The sequence below is a fragment of the Paracoccus sp. AK26 genome, from assembly GCF_011801365.1.
In the GTDB taxonomy this organism is placed as follows: domain Bacteria; phylum Pseudomonadota; class Alphaproteobacteria; order Rhodobacterales; family Rhodobacteraceae; genus Paracoccus; species Paracoccus aerius.
The window spans coordinates 90889-107995 of sequence record NZ_CP041045.1 but is presented as its reverse complement, the minus strand read 5'-3'; the positions used below and the strand labels follow the sequence as shown (position 1 = coordinate 107995).

At 60.9% G+C, this 17107-nt stretch carries 15 protein-coding genes; 3 read left to right on the top strand and 12 right to left on the bottom strand.

Translation table 11 applies throughout. From position 1 onward, the window contains the following. Positions 1–12: 12 nt before the first annotated feature. Positions 13–744 (bottom strand): SDR family NAD(P)-dependent oxidoreductase, encoded by a 732-nt coding sequence (locus FIU66_RS16300; RefSeq protein ID WP_167623954.1) that lies wholly within the window; start codon positions 742–744, stop codon positions 13–15. Positions 745–1053: 309 nt separating this feature from the next. On the opposite strand from FIU66_RS16300, the gene FIU66_RS16295 reads away from it, so the two are divergent. Continuing rightward, positions 1054–2322 (top strand): IS256 family transposase, encoded by a 1269-nt coding sequence (locus FIU66_RS16295; RefSeq protein ID WP_167623953.1) that lies wholly within the window; start codon positions 1054–1056, stop codon positions 2320–2322. A 190-nt stretch (positions 2323–2512) separates the two neighbouring features. Here FIU66_RS16295 and FIU66_RS16290 read toward each other — a convergent pair whose 3' ends face one another. The 10 genes from FIU66_RS16290 to treZ form a co-directional block, all read right to left on the bottom strand. After that, a complete protein-coding gene (locus tag FIU66_RS16290) occupies positions 2513–3763 on the bottom strand; it encodes an IS256 family transposase (RefSeq protein WP_167622666.1) in 1251 nt (416 codons plus the stop codon). 197 nt (positions 3764–3960) lie between these two features. Next, positions 3961–4248, bottom strand: coding sequence for a hypothetical protein (locus tag FIU66_RS18230; protein ID WP_240544829.1), 288 nt, complete (start codon positions 4246–4248; stop codon positions 3961–3963). 106 nt (positions 4249–4354) lie between these two features. Continuing rightward, positions 4355–4912, bottom strand: a complete 558-nt coding sequence (locus FIU66_RS18225) for an alpha/beta fold hydrolase (RefSeq protein WP_240544828.1) — start codon at positions 4910–4912, stop codon at positions 4355–4357. A gap of 100 nt (positions 4913–5012) precedes the next feature. Next, entirely contained in the window at positions 5013–6197 is a 1185-nt protein-coding gene (locus tag FIU66_RS16280) for an alpha/beta fold hydrolase (RefSeq protein WP_240544827.1), read from the bottom strand. Positions 6198–6752: 555 nt separating this feature from the next. Further along, positions 6753–7061 carry a response regulator gene (locus tag FIU66_RS16275; protein ID WP_167623952.1) on the bottom strand — a complete coding sequence of 103 codons (309 nt, stop codon included), beginning with the start codon at positions 7059–7061 and terminating at the stop codon, positions 6753–6755. 9 nt (positions 7062–7070) lie between these two features. Further along, positions 7071–7724: an SAM-dependent methyltransferase gene (locus FIU66_RS16270; RefSeq protein ID WP_167623951.1), complete on the bottom strand. Its 654-nt coding sequence runs from the start codon at positions 7722–7724 to the stop codon at positions 7071–7073. Further along, positions 7642–8268, bottom strand: a complete 627-nt coding sequence (locus FIU66_RS16265; RefSeq protein ID WP_167623950.1) for a PIG-L deacetylase family protein — start codon at positions 8266–8268, stop codon at positions 7642–7644. Before FIU66_RS16265 ends, FIU66_RS16270 begins: the two co-directional genes overlap by 83 nt. A gap of 29 nt (positions 8269–8297) precedes the next feature. Next, positions 8298–9227, bottom strand: a complete 930-nt coding sequence (locus FIU66_RS16260) for an acyl-CoA dehydrogenase family protein (protein WP_167623949.1) — start codon at positions 9225–9227, stop codon at positions 8298–8300. A gap of 74 nt (positions 9228–9301) precedes the next feature. Next, positions 9302–10309, bottom strand: a complete 1008-nt coding sequence (locus FIU66_RS16255) for a glycosyltransferase family 2 protein (RefSeq protein WP_167623948.1) — start codon at positions 10307–10309, stop codon at positions 9302–9304. A 211-nt stretch (positions 10310–10520) separates the two neighbouring features. Then, positions 10521–12398 carry a malto-oligosyltrehalose trehalohydrolase gene (treZ, locus tag FIU66_RS16250; RefSeq protein ID WP_167623947.1) on the bottom strand — a complete coding sequence of 626 codons (1878 nt, stop codon included), beginning with the start codon at positions 12396–12398 and terminating at the stop codon, positions 10521–10523. A gap of 62 nt (positions 12399–12460) precedes the next feature. Here treZ and FIU66_RS16245 point away from each other — a divergent pair, with 62 nt between their 5' ends. Both FIU66_RS16245 and FIU66_RS16240 read left to right on the top strand, forming a co-directional pair. Then, entirely contained in the window at positions 12461–14110 is a 1650-nt protein-coding gene (locus tag FIU66_RS16245) for an alpha-glucosidase (RefSeq protein ID WP_167623946.1), read from the top strand. Positions 14111–14129: 19 nt separating this feature from the next. After that, positions 14130–14615: a hypothetical protein gene (locus tag FIU66_RS16240; RefSeq protein WP_167623945.1), complete on the top strand. Its 486-nt coding sequence runs from the start codon at positions 14130–14132 to the stop codon at positions 14613–14615. Between the two features lie 36 nt (positions 14616–14651). Here the strand turns inward: FIU66_RS16240 and FIU66_RS16235 are convergent, their stop codons facing one another. Continuing rightward, positions 14652–16745: a catalase gene (locus FIU66_RS16235; RefSeq protein WP_201281145.1), complete on the bottom strand. Its 2094-nt coding sequence runs from the start codon at positions 16743–16745 to the stop codon at positions 14652–14654. Positions 16746–17107: the final 362 nt, after the last annotated feature.

The following is a 17107-nucleotide window of genomic DNA, read 5'->3' as shown; positions in this document are numbered from 1 at the left end:
CATATCCGTGGGTTATTGCATCGTCAGACCGCCGCTGATGCTCAGCACCTGACCGGTGATATAGTTGGCATCATCGGACACGAAGAAGGCGATAGCCGAGGCCTGCTCTTCCGGTTTCGCCATGCGGCGGAACGGGATGACCTTCATGCGGCGGGCAACCAATTCCGGATCCTGATCTGCTTCCAGCGGGGTGTCGGTCGGCCCGGGCGCGGTGCAGTTCACGTTGATGTTGTAGCGGGCCCATTCGCGTGCGACGCTTTTCGCGAATGCAATCACGCCGCCTTTCAGGCCTGCATAGACCGCCTCGCCCGAAGTCCCGACCTTGCCGGCATCCGACGTGACAAACAGCATCTTGCCGCCGCCCTGCTCGATCATGATCGGCGCGATGGCGTGGCTCATGTAGACCACCGGCATGAAGTTGATCGCGACCAGTTTCTGCCAGTAGCCGCTCTGCTCTTCGACAAAGCGCGAGCTGGCAGTCCAACCGATCATGTTGACGAATACATCGATCCGCCCAAAATCTTTCTTCACCTGCGCCACGATACCGCGGCAACGCTCTTCCGAGGTGGCGTCAAACTGATAGGCGACGGCATCAAGACCCTCGTCGCTGATCATTTTCTGAAGCTCTTCGGTGTTCAGATCAAGCGCCGCAACGCGGAAGCCATCAGCGACCAGACGGCGAACAGTCGGCATGCCCATGCCACCGCCCGCACCAGTAACCAGCGCAACCTTCTTCTCAGCCATCAAAAATTCCTTTCGCGATACTTGCGTCCCGAGTTGCAGCAACGCTATGGGCGCGCTTCGCGGTTGGCACATGATTATTCTTATCGTCGCCATTAGTTGGGCCGGATGCTTTGACGGACTTTGGCTGCCGCTGCCAAGTCCGCCCCCGACGAACAGCGCATCCAGTTGCAGCCGTAGAATCGACCAGCCCTAATGGCGCACCCCAGAACCGAAAGGGCTATGGCTGAAAATGGGTGATGGAGCCTGAGAAGGCGGCGTATCGTGGCGGGTGCTGAAGCCTGCCAGAACCTCCCGAAGGAGCGATACGCCATGAACGACAATACCACGATCAGCCCGCTTCACCAGCCTGGTTCGATCGTTGACCCGCTAACCGAGATTGCCCGTGAGGGCGCACGCCAGATGCTGGCCGCCGCACTGAAGGCCGAGGCGGCCAACTTTGTTGCCCGCTTTGCGGACAAGCGGCTGTCCGATGGCCGTCAGCGCGTTGTTCATCACGGGACCGGGCCGGAGCGGACGATCCAGACGGGGATCGGGCCGCTCGCCGTGAAACGGCACAAGGTCCGCGACCGCGCTGCCGTGGGAGCGGAGAAGAGGATCCGCTTCACCTCCAACATCCTGCCACGGTGGGCGCGGCGCTCCCGCAGTCTCGATGCGCTGCTGCCGGTGCTTTACCTGCGTGGCGTGTCCATGGGCGACTTTCAGGAGGCGCTGACGGCGCTGCTGGGACCGGATGCCCCGAACCTGTCACCTGGTGTGATCTCGCGGCTGACGGCAGGTTGGCAGCAGGATTACGACCGCTGGCAGCGCCGCGACCTTTCGGCACGCCGCTATGTCTACATCTGGGCCGACGGCGTCTACCTTCAGGCCCGTATGGAGCCGCAAGCCGAGTGCATGCTGGTGGTCCTCGGGGCTACACCCGAAGGAAAGAAGGAACTCGTCGGTTTCCAGGTCGGGGTGCGCGAGAGCGCGCAAAGCTGGCGCGAGCTGCTGGTCGATCTCAAGGCCCGCGGCCTTGCCGTGCCGCCGGAACTGGCTGTCGGCGATGGCGCCTTGGGCTTCTGGAAGGCCATGGATGAGGTCTTTCCTGGCACCCGCCATCAACGCTGCTGGTTTCACAAGATGGCGAATGTGCTCAATTGCTTCCCCAAATCCATGCAGCCCGCTGTCACCGCCGATCTGCGCGAGATCTCCCATGCCGCAACCCGCGCCTCGGCATTGGCGGCCATCGAGATCTTCAAGGAAAAATACGCCGCCAAATACCAGCGTGGCGTCTCCTGCCTGACCAAGGACAACGAGGCCTTGCTAGCATTCTACGACTTCCCGGCCGAACACTGGGAGCATCTGCGCACCTCGAACCCCACTGAAAGTGTCTTTGCCACCGTCCGACATCGCACTGTCCGCACCAAGGGCGCACTGTCCCAGAAAACCGCAAAGCTGATGGTCTTCACCCTGGTCCGGGCCGCATCGAAGAAGTGGCGCAAGCTCAACGGCACAAACCAGTTGCCACACGTCATCGAAGGCGTCAGATTTACCGACGGGGTCGTCGCTGACGATGCCAACCAAAGCCGCGCCGCCTGATCAAGTCGCGTCACCCAAATTTATCCATAGCTCACTTACAGCCTCGCGCACCCATCCATGCAAAAACCGTGTGCGCGAGGGGCGAGATTAGCTGCATGAACGCCCTTGACCAACACGGATACTCGACCGCTAATCGAAGTGATGGTTGGCTGTATCGATGGAGATATGGGCAAAAGTTGGTGACGCGTGATCAGGCGGCGGCTTGAAGTTGGCGGAGGCCGTCGCGGAACTCAATCCCCTGAATGATTTCCGGGAGGCGGTTCTGGCCGTCGAGTTTGCGCCATTTCCCCTGCGCCGACATCATCAGCTTGAAGGCCATGGCCAGCCCGGTCCTGCGGCTGAGGCATCCTTTGGTGCGTTTCGTTCGGTGCCGGACGGTCGCGAAGGTGCTTTCAATTGGATTGGATGTCCGGATGTGTTTCCAGTGCTCGGCCGGGTAGTCGTAAAAGGTCAGCAGCGCCTCGCGATCCTTGACCAGCTTGGCAACGGCCTTGTCGTATTTGACCCCGTAGGTTTCGACGAAGAAGTCGAAGGCGGCGCCGGCCTCGGCCTTGGTTTCCGCCTGCCAGATGTCATGCAGATGGCTCTTGGCCTTGTCCTGCAGCGACTTTGGCAGCGCATTCAGCACATTCATTGTCTTATGGACCCAACAGCGTTGTTCACGGGTGGTGGCGAAGACCTCGCGCAGCGCGGTCCAGAACCCGAGCGCGCCATCGCCGATGGCCAGGTTGGGATCCTGCTTCAGGCCCCGGCGCCGGAGATCTAGCAAGAGCTCACGCCAGCTCTCAGCGCTTTCGCGAAAGCCGTCGATCATCGCCAGAAGCTCCTTGCGGCCATATTCATCGGCCCCGACGATCACCAGAACGCATTGCTTCTCCTCAGCCATGCGCGGTTTGAAATACACGCCATCGGCCCAGATGTAGAGAAAGCGCCGATGGCTTAGGTCGCGCTTTTGCCAGGCCTCATAGTCGGTCCACCAGTCTGCCTTCAGCCGCGTGATCGTCTTGGCCGAAAGCCCAGGGGCGTTCTGGCCGAGAAGCGCTGCCAGCGCTTCGCTGAAGTCCCCTGTGCTGACGCCCTTGAGGTAAAGCCAGGGCAGCAGTTCCTCGACCGATTTCGCCTTGCGCAGGTATCGCGGCAGGATGCTGGGTGTGAAGGTGATCTTGTCCTCACCGGGCTTGCGATCGCGCACCCGCGGCACTTTCACCGGCACGGGGCCAATCCCGGTCATCACCTCCCGTTCCGGCAGGTAACCATGGCGCACCAGCCGTGATGTGCCATTCTCCAGCTTCTCGGCGGAAAAGGCGGCCATCAGCGCTGCCAACTCCGCGTGGATTGCCTGTTCGATCAACTTGCGCGCGCCGTCACGGATAATATCGGTGAAGGGATCGGTGCTGAATCCGGATGGATCGGACAGCTGGGTGATGGTAGTCTCTGGCATGTGGCATATCCCTTTCTCGGTTGAGAATTGACGGCGTTCTGAACACCGCCATGATATGCCGCCCCCTCAGGGCATCACCAACTTTCGCTCATTACTCGTATCGATGATCATGGTGTTGAACATGTTGCCGAGCAGATCTGCAAAGTTCTGCCGATCACCCTTTTCACCTACTGCGATCACCTGGATAATCGCGCCGATCAGGCGCGGTTATCCGAGATGAAAGACAGCGCAGAGCGAGAGAGAGCCGCTGCGACTTCAGGGTTCAGATGGAAATGGTGATCCCCCGGCAGTTCCAGAACCGTGTAATCCCTCACCCACTCCTTGCATAGCGCAAGCATTGCCTGACGATGGGCAAGAGTGCGGTCGGTACTGTCTTTCGCCCAGATATCCAGCACAGGGCATTCTAGCGAGCGCAACACTGTCTCTATCTGGGAAAGGGTCAACCGGACGGCTGAGCTTGCGAACAACCTCAGATCGGCGCGCATGCGAAATCCGTCGGGCAGCGGCTCTAGTGCACGGTCGGCCAATGCATCCGCAACCGCAAGCGAGTTCCCTTGCGTCCTACGGCGTTCAAGATAGTCATGCCTTGTGTCAAATACCCGGGCCCGGCCGGGATTTCTGCCGGCGGCTTCCTTCCACGAAGGCGCGAAGCGTTTTGACAAAACTGTCAGGTGCTGCCGGTTCGGGAAGAAGCGAATCCAGCGCGATCAAGCCGCGAACCTTTTCTGGCAGGATTGCTGCGAACAGGGTCGCGATGATCGCGCCGCGCGAATGGCCCAATAACACACAGCTGTCCCAGCCCAGCTGATCCAGAACTTCGGCAATCTGCGGCAGATCGTCCCAGATATTGTATGTCGCATGCCCCGCACGATGTGCGCTCAGTCCATGACCACTCAGATCCAGCGCTACGACATGACATCCCGTGAGCCGGGGGCCAGCTCCTGAAAGCTGCCTGAATGATCCATCCAGCCGTGCAGGGCGAGAACCGGGATTCCATCCTGCGGTCCCCAAGCCAACCCAGAGATGCGAAGTCCGTCGACGTCCCATTGGCAATCTCGCGGAGATGCTGTGACATCTGTTGCAGAGTGCATTCTTTCTCCTTTCGACAGTCAGCCGTGAGCGGGCCAGCCCGCGAAACAGGCAGAACATTCGCATTGCCGTGGATTTTAACGCGGCTCGGGCAGGCCAATCTACTAGCCCGCCCAAGACGATTTTCAAAGTCCCTTGCTGCCGCACAAGCGGCCCTGTGTCAGTTCGGGATGGTTTCCAGGAACTTGTCGAGCGCAGCGTTGAATTGGTCGCTACGTTCCCAGAACATGAGATGCTTGCCCATCACCGCCACCGTCGTGGACGGAGCGTTTTGCTTTACCCAGTTCTGGACGATATCGCGCCACTCGTCGCGGGCGACGATCATGAAGGGCAGCTTACCCTCCAGAGCCTTCACATCTGCCTCATAGTTTGCGTAAGCGCCCGCTTCATTGGTCAGCGCAGCGACCGTATCCGTCGTCTGGTTGGAAATATTCGACACCCATGAGATGTTCTCTTCCGAGGGATCTTCAAGCATCCACTTCGCGAAATCCTCGTTCGCCTTCTGCCGGTCCAGCAGCACTGGCATGGTAAAGAATTCGCGGAACTGGTCGGAATCCGTTCTGTTATACCAGACCCATTCCTTGCTGTTGTCGTCCCCGACCGGACGCGGCGACCCATCGATCAGGATGAACGCGCTAAGATTCTCGGTTCCAGCCAGATGCAGATAAGAGGAAACGTCCAGCGCTCCGTACGACCAGCCTGCAAGAACGACTTTTTTCAAACCAAGCGCATCGAAGAACCCCTTCAAGTCCCTTCCGCGCTGCTCGTAGAAATGCCCGCCCTCGGTATGTGAGCTCAGACCCTGACCACGCGGATCGATCGCGTAAAACGTATACTTGTCAGAGTCGGAAAAATGCGCGAGCTGCTTGGAATAGACCTCGCTCGACATCGTCCAGCCCGGAACGAAGACGATCGGCAGCGGCCCGTGTCCTGACTTTTGATAGTAAATGGACAGGTCGTCCGAGACCTTTGCATATTCGGCATAACCCGGCGCAGCAGAGCTCAAAGCCGCAGCGAACGCCGCCACGGCCACTCCAGAGCGCGCCAAAGCGGATCCTCCGACGGAAAATAATCTGCTGGTAGCGAATTTTATGATGGCAGTGCTTTTTGTGACGCCTGCCGATGCTTTGTTCAGCATCTTTTCCCAAACGTTCATGCGATCCTCCCGTTGAAGCTGCATATCCGGAAAGGCTATGGGCGTGATGATATCCTTGCATGTGATATTTTTTGCCAGAAAGGTTATCTGCGCTAATGCGTCGATGCGATTAGTCGGGACGACAGTTGAAAGCCCTGCTCGCAAAAAAAAATACAGGTCACTGAATAGAATAGGCAATAGATAGCCCATTGCCCGCCCATGGCCGGACATGAATCTGCGATCACGCAAACACATCCTCAGATGAAGAGTTACGGCTCATTCTGGATGCGTGCACAGCGGTTCAGCAAACAACGAAACACCTGCATGATCAGGGCGACGACCGTGCTGGGCGTCAGGTTGGTACTGCGTGCGGCTGCGAACAATATCCGGGCCAATGGTAAAGCTTGCATATGATAAGCACACTTTGTTTGGGGCAGGCGATCAGGCCAGCACGTTGCCTCGCTCAGCCGGACTAATCCTGCATGGGTGGACGGCCACTGCATCACAGTGCGATGGTGCAGTACGCTGGAAAGCGCGATGTCTTTGGCCGTGTTGTTTGAGGGGGGAGTGGGAATGTCTAGTTTGGCGTCTGTACGGCTGAATCCCTGAGAGGAAATTAAAATGAGCATCTGAGCTCAGGTAGATTACGGTCGTTGCCTGTCCAGGAAATCAACGATATTCAGAGACGCCGCAGACCTTCTCGGTAAACACAAGACGGGGATCCGGGTTCCAGGCACCACCGCTTCGGCGCCCTCATCGTGGCGCTTAGTCGGCGCTGTTTGTCAGCGACTCGGGACGGCGGCCTTCGGGAAGAATCTTCAGCAGGTGGTCACGAACCACATTGTCGGTGAAGGGCTTGCTGATGAACTCGGCGCCGTCGGGCAGAGCCCCTGGTCCAGCCGCCACATCCCCTGAGGCCACAATTATGGCGATCTCGGGCCAGTCCTGCGCGCAGAGCCGTGCCAGGTGGAAACCCGTCAGTTCGCCCGGTGGCATGTTCACATCTGTAAAGAGCAGCTGCACGTTCTGGCCGAACTCATCGAGAAGCACAGAGCCTTCACCATGGACCAGCACAAACCCCAGTCAGGGCGCTTGGACACTCTCCTGCTTCGCTGTCGCCAAGACATCGATCCGAAAGCCCTCGAAGTGCTGCACTTGCCGGGTGAGAAGGCCTTGCGCAAGCAAGCCGACGGCCTCAGGTCCTGTCAGCAGCTCATCGGTCGGTCCCGTCCAGTTGACTGCCACAATGGGACCAGCCGCGTTCCTGTTCAGCCAAAGGGCCAGTACCCCGATCTCCGCAGGCGTCATGAAGTAAAGCACCTCTGACAGAAGGACGAGATCGGGTTGTATCCGGGGAAGGTCCTGGGGCGCGCAACCGTCCAGAACCTCCGCTTGGGAAAACCCAGCGAGTCTGCGGCGGGCGCTTTGCGCGGCGGCGGGGATGCACTCCATGGCAGTCAGGCGACGGCAGCGTGGGGCCAGACGGCTCGCCAGTTCACCGTTGCCGCAGCCGATCTCCAAAGCCTCGCGAAACGGACCAGGTCCGATCGCCGAAAGTGTTGCTTCGTATTTGGCAGCCTCATAGGAACTGGAGCGATGGTCCCAGGGATCCTCGCTTGCGCCGTAAAGGCGGGCAAGATGGGCAAGGGTGTCGCTATGGGGCAATAATGATCTCAGGGTGGTCAAGAAAATGCTCTTGCCGCCACGCCTCCATGACAAAGCCGTCCGGATCATCATCGATCAGCCGCGTCATTTGGCTGAAATGGCAGGCCAGAGCCTGCCGCTTGGCAAGCCGCGCCGGTTCTGAAGCCGTAATGGTTCTTGCCGAGGCAGTGCGCTCTGTGAAGCGACCCCAGATCGGGTAAAAGGCAAGCGCCACATCCGGACGGGCCATCCTGCGCCCCAAGCGCGCCACGCTCTGATGATCGACATGCGGATCGCCCTCCCACGTTGCCAGGAGCAAGGAGCCCTTCGGGATCAGATCAGAGATATCCGCGTCTGTCTGCACCTCGCAGTCCCGATGGCCAAGCCAGTGCATGGGCACGCCCAGAACAGCAACAGCCGCTTCAAGTTCGGCGCGTCGTTGGCGTGCCAGCCGATCGGGCGGCCATGTCCGCGACTTCGGGTGCGACCGGCTGCCGTCCGTCACACAGATCACGCTGCAGCAAACGCCGGCAGCAGCGGCATCAAACAGCAATGCCCCGCAGCCCAGCGTCTCGTCATCGGGATGTGGAGCAAGCACCACCAGGGAGCGGCCATCCAGAAGGTCCGCAACGGTCACGGACGGACCAAGGTTGTCAAGAAACCTGCTCATCCGATCCACCGTTCACGCAAGGCAGGCGTATCCAGGATGCGCGCCATGGCTCCCAAGGCCAGGCCATCGGGATTGGCTTGGCGGATATAAAAGCTCAGGTCGCGGCGGATGCGGTCGGCAGGATGAGCTGTCGCAAAGGAAGCTGCACCCAAGGCCTCGTCCATGGCATTCATCAGCGCAACTGCCTCGCGCGCGGTCAGAAGCCGGGCAAGGATCGAGGCTTCGGCATCATCGGCAGTTGCCTCAGGACGCTCGACCGCCTGCGCGGCTTGCCTCAGCCAGAGCCGAGCTGTTTCACAGGCCGTCACCATGCGGTGGAGGCGCATTGCTTGCAAGGGCGCCTTTTCCTGCTGCCGTTGCTGCAACTGCTCGGCGGTGATGGCTGTCAGGGCCTGCATTCCACCCAACTGAACAGCGCCGTAGCGCCACACGCCGCCCTGGAAGTGCGGTTCAATCAGGTAATCGCCGACGCCCCCGATGCAGACCGCGTGATCGGGGGAAAGGCCGTCCAGGTTGCAGCGCCCCGACGCAGTCGCCTGCATTCCCGAGACCTGCCATTCCTCCGGAAACAGTCGCCCCGCGAGTTGCGGGCGGCTGAACAACAGGAGCTGCACCTGGTCTTCGTTCCTTGCGGTCACGACGACATGGTCCAGCACATCCGCACCGCTGGCGAACAGCTTCTGCCCCCGCAGAACAGTGCCTTCTATCCTGACCGGATCGGGGCCGTCGGCGCCCCAGATGCCCAGCAGGCCATCGGGTCTTTGCTCCGGGGCATAAAGGTTCAACAGCTTGACTGCATTCACATGACCTTCGAAGAGACGGCCTGCCGACAGGCTTGCCCTGCCGATCGCGACCAGGGCCTGGAAAAGCTCTTCGAGCGTGAGGGAGGCCTCAAGAAGGCCCCCGTGTCGCAGCGCGGCTGCCAAGGCACTTCCCGAGGGACCATCGGGCCCATCGCATGGCGCCTCGGCCACAAGTCGCGCAGCATGCGCGATATCGGTCATGCCGCCCTCTCCTGTTGCATCAGCAGCTGCGGACGCACCGTCTGCTCGACCAATCTCCCAAGTTCCGGCAGTCCTGCCTCCAGATCCGAAGCGCGCAGCCTGACGCCAACAGGATGGGCACGACTCGGATAAGGCAGGCTACGGCGGGCGATTGCTTGGGACCACAGGTCTGCCAGCACAGGCACCGGTAGCATCGACTGATCAGCCACGGGATCCTCTTCCTGCATACGATAGAGCAGGGTTTCCGCCATGCCGCCTTCCGCGCGACCGTGTAGTCTTCCCGACACAATGGCGAGCATGTCCTCTGCATATCGGACGATCAGGCCCTGTGCCTCGGCGTGATGGACCAAGGCCCGGTCTTCGCTGGATCGAACCTTGGGCAAGCCGCCGATCAGGCGATAGCGATCAGCGCGGATCGCCATGGAGGCCCCAGACTCGATGTAATGTGGTCGAGATGAACCCTGCCGGCCATCCAAGAGGTCCATCGCATGGCGGATCTCGTGCTGCAGCTTGCCATAGGCTGTCTCTGCCTCTGCCACGCGGCGTCCGGAGGGCGTGGCCAGGACATGGCGGCAATCGGCCTCGATCCTGCCACAGATCAGGTCAGCCCCTGCAGTCGCCGCGTGTATCGCCGCCGCGATCCAGTGGGGATCGGGCGCGGCATCTCCGTCCGTGGTCAACATCAGCGCACCCGTCCGCGCGGCGAGATCCATGGCCAAGCGCCGGGCAAGGCCCGCATTGGGGTCCGAAAGAGTGATCTCATGCACCTCCAGACGCAGCAAGGGATGAGCGAAAGAACGGAGAATGTCGGCGCTGTGGTCGGTGCAATTGTTGGCCAAGACCACAACGGTTACCGGCAAGGCGGACTGCAAGGCCGCCGCTGCCAGGGCACGCAACAATTGTGGAAGTCGCTCGGCTTCGTTTCTGACAGGAATGGCGATGACGATCTGCGTCAGGACAGGGCAACGGTGAGCAGAAACAGTTGTCCCAAGCGATACGTCCATGATGTGCCCTGTGTCATGCCGAGGCCAACTTCCACCAGCCGCAAGGGTTCCGCCGCTGCCCTAGGGCAGCGGCGACATCGTTATGCGAGCCAGAGGCACCAAGCGTCTCTTCAGCAGGCCTGAACGCATGAAAAAGGGCAACGCGCACTCCGCTCCGGGCTGGCTTCGCATGTTGGCGAAGCGGCTGCACGAGGCCTTGAATGCCGCTCGGTTACGGAAGTCCTGAGGCCCGTCGCTCCTCTTTGACCATCGGTGCCATCAGGACGGCTGCTTCGGCAGGCAAGGTCCAAGCGCCATCGATTTCGGGTTCAGGCGTGCCGCTGCCGCCATACGACGGGTCCTCGCTCGACCAAGCCAGCTGCCAGCGACATCCGAGGGGCGGCGCAAGAAGCGGTTCGGGAAGTGATGCCTTGTGCAGGTCACGCCCGAGGTTCACCAGCAGCAGCCGCACCTCGCGGCCCCGCCCGAAGCGGAGCAGGAACGACCCTTGCTCCAGTACAGCGCCGTCCAAGCCCTGCGCACCTTGCGCCGCAAGCACCGGATCGGTCCGGCGCAGGGCGAGAAGATCGCGATGAAGGGCCACGGCCTCGACGTGCTTGTCCCATTCGGCCCAGTTCAGCCGGCTGTTCACGAAGGTGTCGGGCTCGTCCGGCGGGGCCAGACGGTCTTGCATCTGCACGGTTGCCAGCGCGGGAAACTGCTTCAGGAACTCGGCCCGGCCATTGGCAATGGGGCCGCGCAATTCCTTTCCCATGTCGGCGAAGTAGAAGAAGGGCGTCGAGGCCGCGAATTCCTGACCTTGGAACAGCATGGGTGTGCCGGGCATCAGCAGCATCAGGCCGGTCAAGGCACGAAGCCGCGCCGGGCTTGTTCGCCGATCAATCCGCCGTCCGCTGCCGGTGTTGGCCACCTGATCATGGTTCTGCAGATAGGTGACAAAGGCTTCCGGTGGCTGGTTGAGTACGGGCTCACCCCGGCGTTTTCCTTGGTGGGCATAGTTCTGGCCCTGGTAAAGCCAGCCGTGCTTGGCGGCCGAGATGAATTCCTGCGCGGTGCCGCGATGATCGGAATAATAGGCCGGGTTGCGTCCCGTGGCCGCGACCATGGCAGAATGGTGGAAGTCATCGTTCCAAACTGCATCGATCCCCTGCCCGCCCTCTGCAGGATCGGCCAGCAGGGCCGCGTCCTGCGGTTCGTTCTCGGCCACGATAAGGCATTGGCGTGGGTGGGCAGCATCGCGCGCGGCCTGGACGATCTCGGCAATGACATGGGGTGTGCGGGCGCAGAAGATGCTTTGCGTGGCATCCAACCGCAGCCCGTCGAAATGGAATTCGCGAATCCAGTAGGCGGCGTTCTGAATAAAGTATTCGCGCACCGGGGCGGCATCAGGGCCGTCGAAGTTGATCGCCTCGCCCCATTCGCATTCGTAGCGATCGGTGAAATAGCGCTGCGTGAAGGCTGGCAGCGGGTTTCCACGCGGCCCGATGTGGTTGTAGACCACGTCAAGGATCACGCCCATGCCAAGCCTATGGGCGCGGTCAATGAAGCGGCGCAGGTCGTCGGGCCGCCCGTAAAGCCGCGTCGGCGCGAACAGGTTCACGCCGTCATAGCCCCAGCCGAAGCGGCCAAAGAAATCCGCCACCGGCATCATCTCGATCACGGTGATGCCAAGATCTGCCAGCCGGGGCAGATGCTCGGCCGCAGCCGCCCAGGTGCCTTCCGGCGTGAAGGTGCCGACATGCATCTCATAGACGACCTGCCCGCGCCTCGACAAGCCCAGCCAATCCGCATCTGTCCAGGGAAAGGCCGGGTCCGAGACTTCGGACGGTCCCTCCGGCCCTTCGGGCTGGAAGCGCGAGGCGGGATCGGCCCATTGGCCGTCCTCATCATCCAACTGAAAGGCATAACGTGTTCCGGCCACTACGCCGGGAACAAGGGCCGAGAAATAGCCGTTGCCTTCGGGTTCCAGGGCAACGGGTTCGTCAAGTAGGACCTTCACATGCCGCCGGTCGGGGGCCCAGACACGGAAAAAGGTTCCTTCCTCGGTCAGCGAGGCACCGATCGGCATGGGAAGGACAGACTTAAGCATGGGACGCTCCTGAAAGACCGTGATGAACGTCAGGGACGCAAGCTTGTTCCGAAGGAGACAGGATGACACGACGCACAGAATGGTGGATGAACCGCACCGCCTATCAAATCTATCCGCGCAGCTTTGCCGATGCGAATGGCGACGGTGTGGGCGATATCCCAGGCATCATCGACCGGTTGCATCATCTGGCGGACCTAGGCATCGGGCTGATCTGGCTCTCGCCCGTTTACCGCTCGCCCATGGCCGACAACGGCTATGACATCTCGGATTACCAGGACATCGCGCCGGAATACGGCACGCTTGCAGATTTCGACCGGCTGGTGGCCGAGGCTGATCGGCGCGACATCGGCATCATCATGGACCTGGTGGTAAACCACAGCTCCGACCGGCACCCCTGGTTTCTGGAGGCCAAGCAGGACCGCGCCTCGCCGTTCCACGACTTCTACTACTGGCGCGATCCTGCGCCGGACGGCGGCCCGCCTGACGACCGGAAGGCCTATTTCGGCGGCCCGGTCTGGACCTTCTATCCCGAGGTCGGCCGTTATGTCTTCAACCTGTTCTCGCCGCAGCAGCCGGATCTGAACTGGCAGAACCCCGCGCTGCGTCAGGCAGTCTATGATATGATGCGTTGGTGGCTGGATCGGGGCGTGCGTGGCTTCCGCATGGACGTGATCGACCTGATCGGCAAAGACATCGACCGCGACCTGATCACCGAAGGCCCATATCTGCACGACTTCTTGCAAGAGATGCACCGTGAAGTCTTGGCAGGCCGCGATGTCGTCACCGTGGGTGAAAGCTGGAATGTCACAAAGGAAACAGCGCTGCTTTACTGCGGGCGCGACAGAGGCGAACTCGACATGGTGTTCCAGTTCCAGCACATCGTCGCTGGCTGGGACAGGGTGCACGGCAAGTGGCGCCCGCATCCACTGGACTTGGTGGCTTTCAAGAAGGTGTGGACTGACTGGCAGGAAGCGCTGGAGGTGGACGGCTGGAATTCACTGTTCCTGAACAACCACGACCTGCCGCGGTCTGTTTCGCGCTATGGCGATGCGGGCCAGTGGCGGGATCGGTCAGCCAAGGCGCTGGCCACGGCCATTCACTTGATGCGCGGCACGCCCTTCGTGTTCCAAGGCGAGGAGATCGGCATGACCAATGCGGGCTTCACTGAGATCACCCATTATCGCGACATCGAACTGATCAACATGCACCGCGAGATGCTGATGCAGGGTCTGCCCGAGCATCAGTTCCTTGAAGGTGCCGGCATCACCGCACGGGACAACGCGCGCACGCCGATGCAGTGGGACACAGGACCCGGCGCGGGCTTTACGACGGGCGAGCCGTGGATTGCCGTCAACCCGAACAGCGCGGACATCAACGTCGCGGCACAACGCAACGACCCGAACTCAGTTCTCGCGCATTACCGCCACCTCGTTGCCTTGCGCAAGCAGCATGAGGTAATCGTCCAAGGCCGCTTCGTCTCCTGGCTGGAGGATCATCCACAGATCTGGGCCTATACCCGCGAGTGGAACAACCAGCGGCTGTCGGTTTTGTGTAACATCTCGTCCGAGCCCGCCCGAACCGAGGTGCCCCCCGGCCTTGCCAGCAACGGCACATGCCTGATCTGCACGGCGCATCCACGTCACTCGGTGCCGGCCGGTCCCATCACGCTTGAGCCTTGGGAAGCGGTGGTCGTCCTGGGCAATCTTGGCTGACAATCCAGCGATGGTTCCCATGGAAGACACCGACATCCGCAACGAGAACATCAAGCGACTGACTGCCTTTCGTAACGAAATTCAGTTCGAAAGCCAGATGCTGTCGGGCAGGCTAGGCGCCTATTTGTCATCTCAATCCTTTCTGGTCATCGCCTATGCCTCAACCATGAATGCGGGATGGACCAAGCCGGGGATCTTCGTGCTGTTGGTCTCGCTGCCCCTGGCACTGCTGGGCTTCGTCCTGTCGCTGGATGCGCTGCGGTCCATTCGGACATCTTACGGGGTGATCCAGCGGTGGCACGACCGGCAGAACGCCCTGCTGGAACAGCACGGCGACCTGGCGGATTACTGGCCGACCGAACATGGAAAGGACGAGCCGCCGCGTGATCCGACGCTGAGCCGACGGTTCCACGAAGGGACGTTGCTTGCCATCCATTCCCCCTGGATTTTCGGGATTGCCTGGATCTATCTGGCAGGCGTGGCAGTATGGCTGTATCTGCGCTGATAAGGGAATGGGCGCCGTGTGGCGCCCACCGTTGGTTCAGGCGGCATTCTGCCGTTCCCAGAAACGCAGGTTGCGACAAGCGGCGATGAAGCCTGCCGCATCCGACGCGGGCAGGAAGCCTCCATCCAGATCCTCCGGCAGGCCCGCCTTCATGAACAGCATTTTTGCCGCATCATTATAGGCGGCGAACTTGTAGTGGGCCCAGGTTGTCGCGGCGAAGTCGCGCGCCGCGGGCATAGCGGCCAGCATCTCCACTTGGTTCGCCGAGGGCAGGATCGCCACCGAGTCGAAGATAGCAGAGGGGGCGCCTTCGACCATTTCGTCAAGCTCCAGCTCGGTGCCGTCGGACAGCGTCACGCTGCCGGCCAATGGACCGATGAACTGCACCATCGCGCCCTCGGCCTTGGCAGCATCGACGATAGCCTTGACTGAAACCGCGTCTGCGCCTTCGGTCAGCAGCATGCCAATCTTGCGGCCCGCGAAACTGTCGGGACCGTTATTCAGGATCGACAGGGCCGGGCTCTCGGGCAGGTCGGTGCGCGGCGGGACGGCGGGCGTCGCGGGGGCAGGCATCTCCTTGATGCCCAGGCCTTGCGCCACCGCCTCTGCCAGATCGTCATGGATGTTCAGTAGATGCGAGAGCATCCGCAGCCGGATGGCCTTGGTCTTGACCTTGGAGAGTTCGAAAGTCAGGGCATCCGCCATATGCTTTTGCTCGATGCCTGTCTGGCTGATATAGAACTGCCGGGCTTGCGAATAGTGATCCGCAAAAGTTTCGGAACGCACACGGGCCTTCTCTCCGCTGTATGACACTGGCACTGCCCGGATGCCGCCCTGCGCCACCTCTCGCGGGCCGCCTTGCGCACCGCCCCAGCTGTTCGGTTCATAGTTCGCCCGGCCGCGCCGATTGTGCGTGGCCATGTGCCCGTCCTGCTGGAAGTGGTGGAACGGGCAGCGCGGCGCATTGATGGGAAGGTGGTTGAAGTTCGGGCTTCCGAGCCGCTTCAGCTGCGTGTCCAGATAGCTGAAGTTGCGGCCCTGCAGCAGCGGGTCTTCAGAGAAGTCGATGCCCGGCACGATGTTTCCGGTCTGAAAGGCCACCTGTTCGGTTTCCGCGAAGAAGTTGTCCGGCATCCGGTTCAGGACCATCCGGCCGATCGGGCGGACAGGGAGGATCTCTTCGGGAATGATCTTGGTGGCATCCAGAACGTCGAACTCGAACTGCTCGGCGAAGGCGTCATCGAAGACCTGCACACCCAGTTCCCATTCCGGGTAGTCACCGGACTGGATTGCGGTCCACAGGTCGCGTCGGTGGAAGTCGGGATCTGCGCCGTTGATCCGAAGCGCCTCGTCCCAGATCACCGATTGCATTCCCTGCTTCGGCTTCCAGTGGAACTTGACAAAGCGGGCCTCGCCCTGAGCATTCACAAAGCGGAAGGAATGGACCCCGAAGCCCTGCATGAAGCGAAAGGACCGCGGGATGGCGCGGTCCGACATGATCCACATGATCATGTGCATGGACTCTGGCATAAGCGAGATGAAGTCCCAGAAGTTGTCATGCGCTGTCTGGGCCTGAGGGAAGTCGCTGTCGGGTTCCTGCTTGGCGGCATGGACGAGGTCGGGAAACTTGATCGCGTCCTGGATGAAGAACACCGGAATATTGTTGCCGACCAGATCCCAGTTCCCCTCGTTGGTATAGAACTTGACCGCAAAGCCGCGCACATCGCGCGCTAGGTCCATTGAGCCCTTGTTGCCCGCAACGGTCGAAAAGCGCACGAAGACCTCTGTTTTCTCACCCGCGCGCTGGAAGATGTCGGCTGCCGTAATGTCGCTGAGGCTTTCATAGGTTTCAAAATATCCATGGGCGCCATAGCCGCGTGCATGGACGACCCGTTCCGGAATGCGTTCGTGATCGAAGTGAAAGAGCTTCTCGCGGAAAGCCTGGTCCTCGATCAGGGTAGGGCCGCGTCGTCCGATCCGAAGGCTGTTTTGATCGTCGGAAAGAGGGGCACCAACCTGTGTCGTGAGCGGAGGCACGCTGCCTCCGGCCTGTTGGTGAAGTTCTCCGCCATTACCAGTTTGCGTCGTGTAGTCCTTGGCTGACATCGTCTCACTCGCTTGAATTCTCATATTCCGACTTCGGTAACGCCTCAAAAGCGGCATCGTTCTTTAGATGCGGTGATTTCTGGTCAACCGTCACGTTCTTGGCTGCATGGAAGGCACCAGCGGAGCAGGCCGGACAGAGGTCCAACTGCACTGTTCCCCGGCTGCCTGGACCGGAGGGCCGCTGCGATGGCCTCCCGTGCAGGAAGCGATATCCGTTACGCTTCTTTGCGGTGCAAAAGGGCAATCCTGCCGGGGCCGGCTTGGGGATCTCACCCAACCATTTGCGAGAGTTTGGTAAAACCGGGTGCCTTTTGAAGCGTCTTTGTTTCCAGAGCCGACGCCAGGCTGCGGTCGCTCGCCTGTTCCGAACTGGCTGCTTCTTAAGT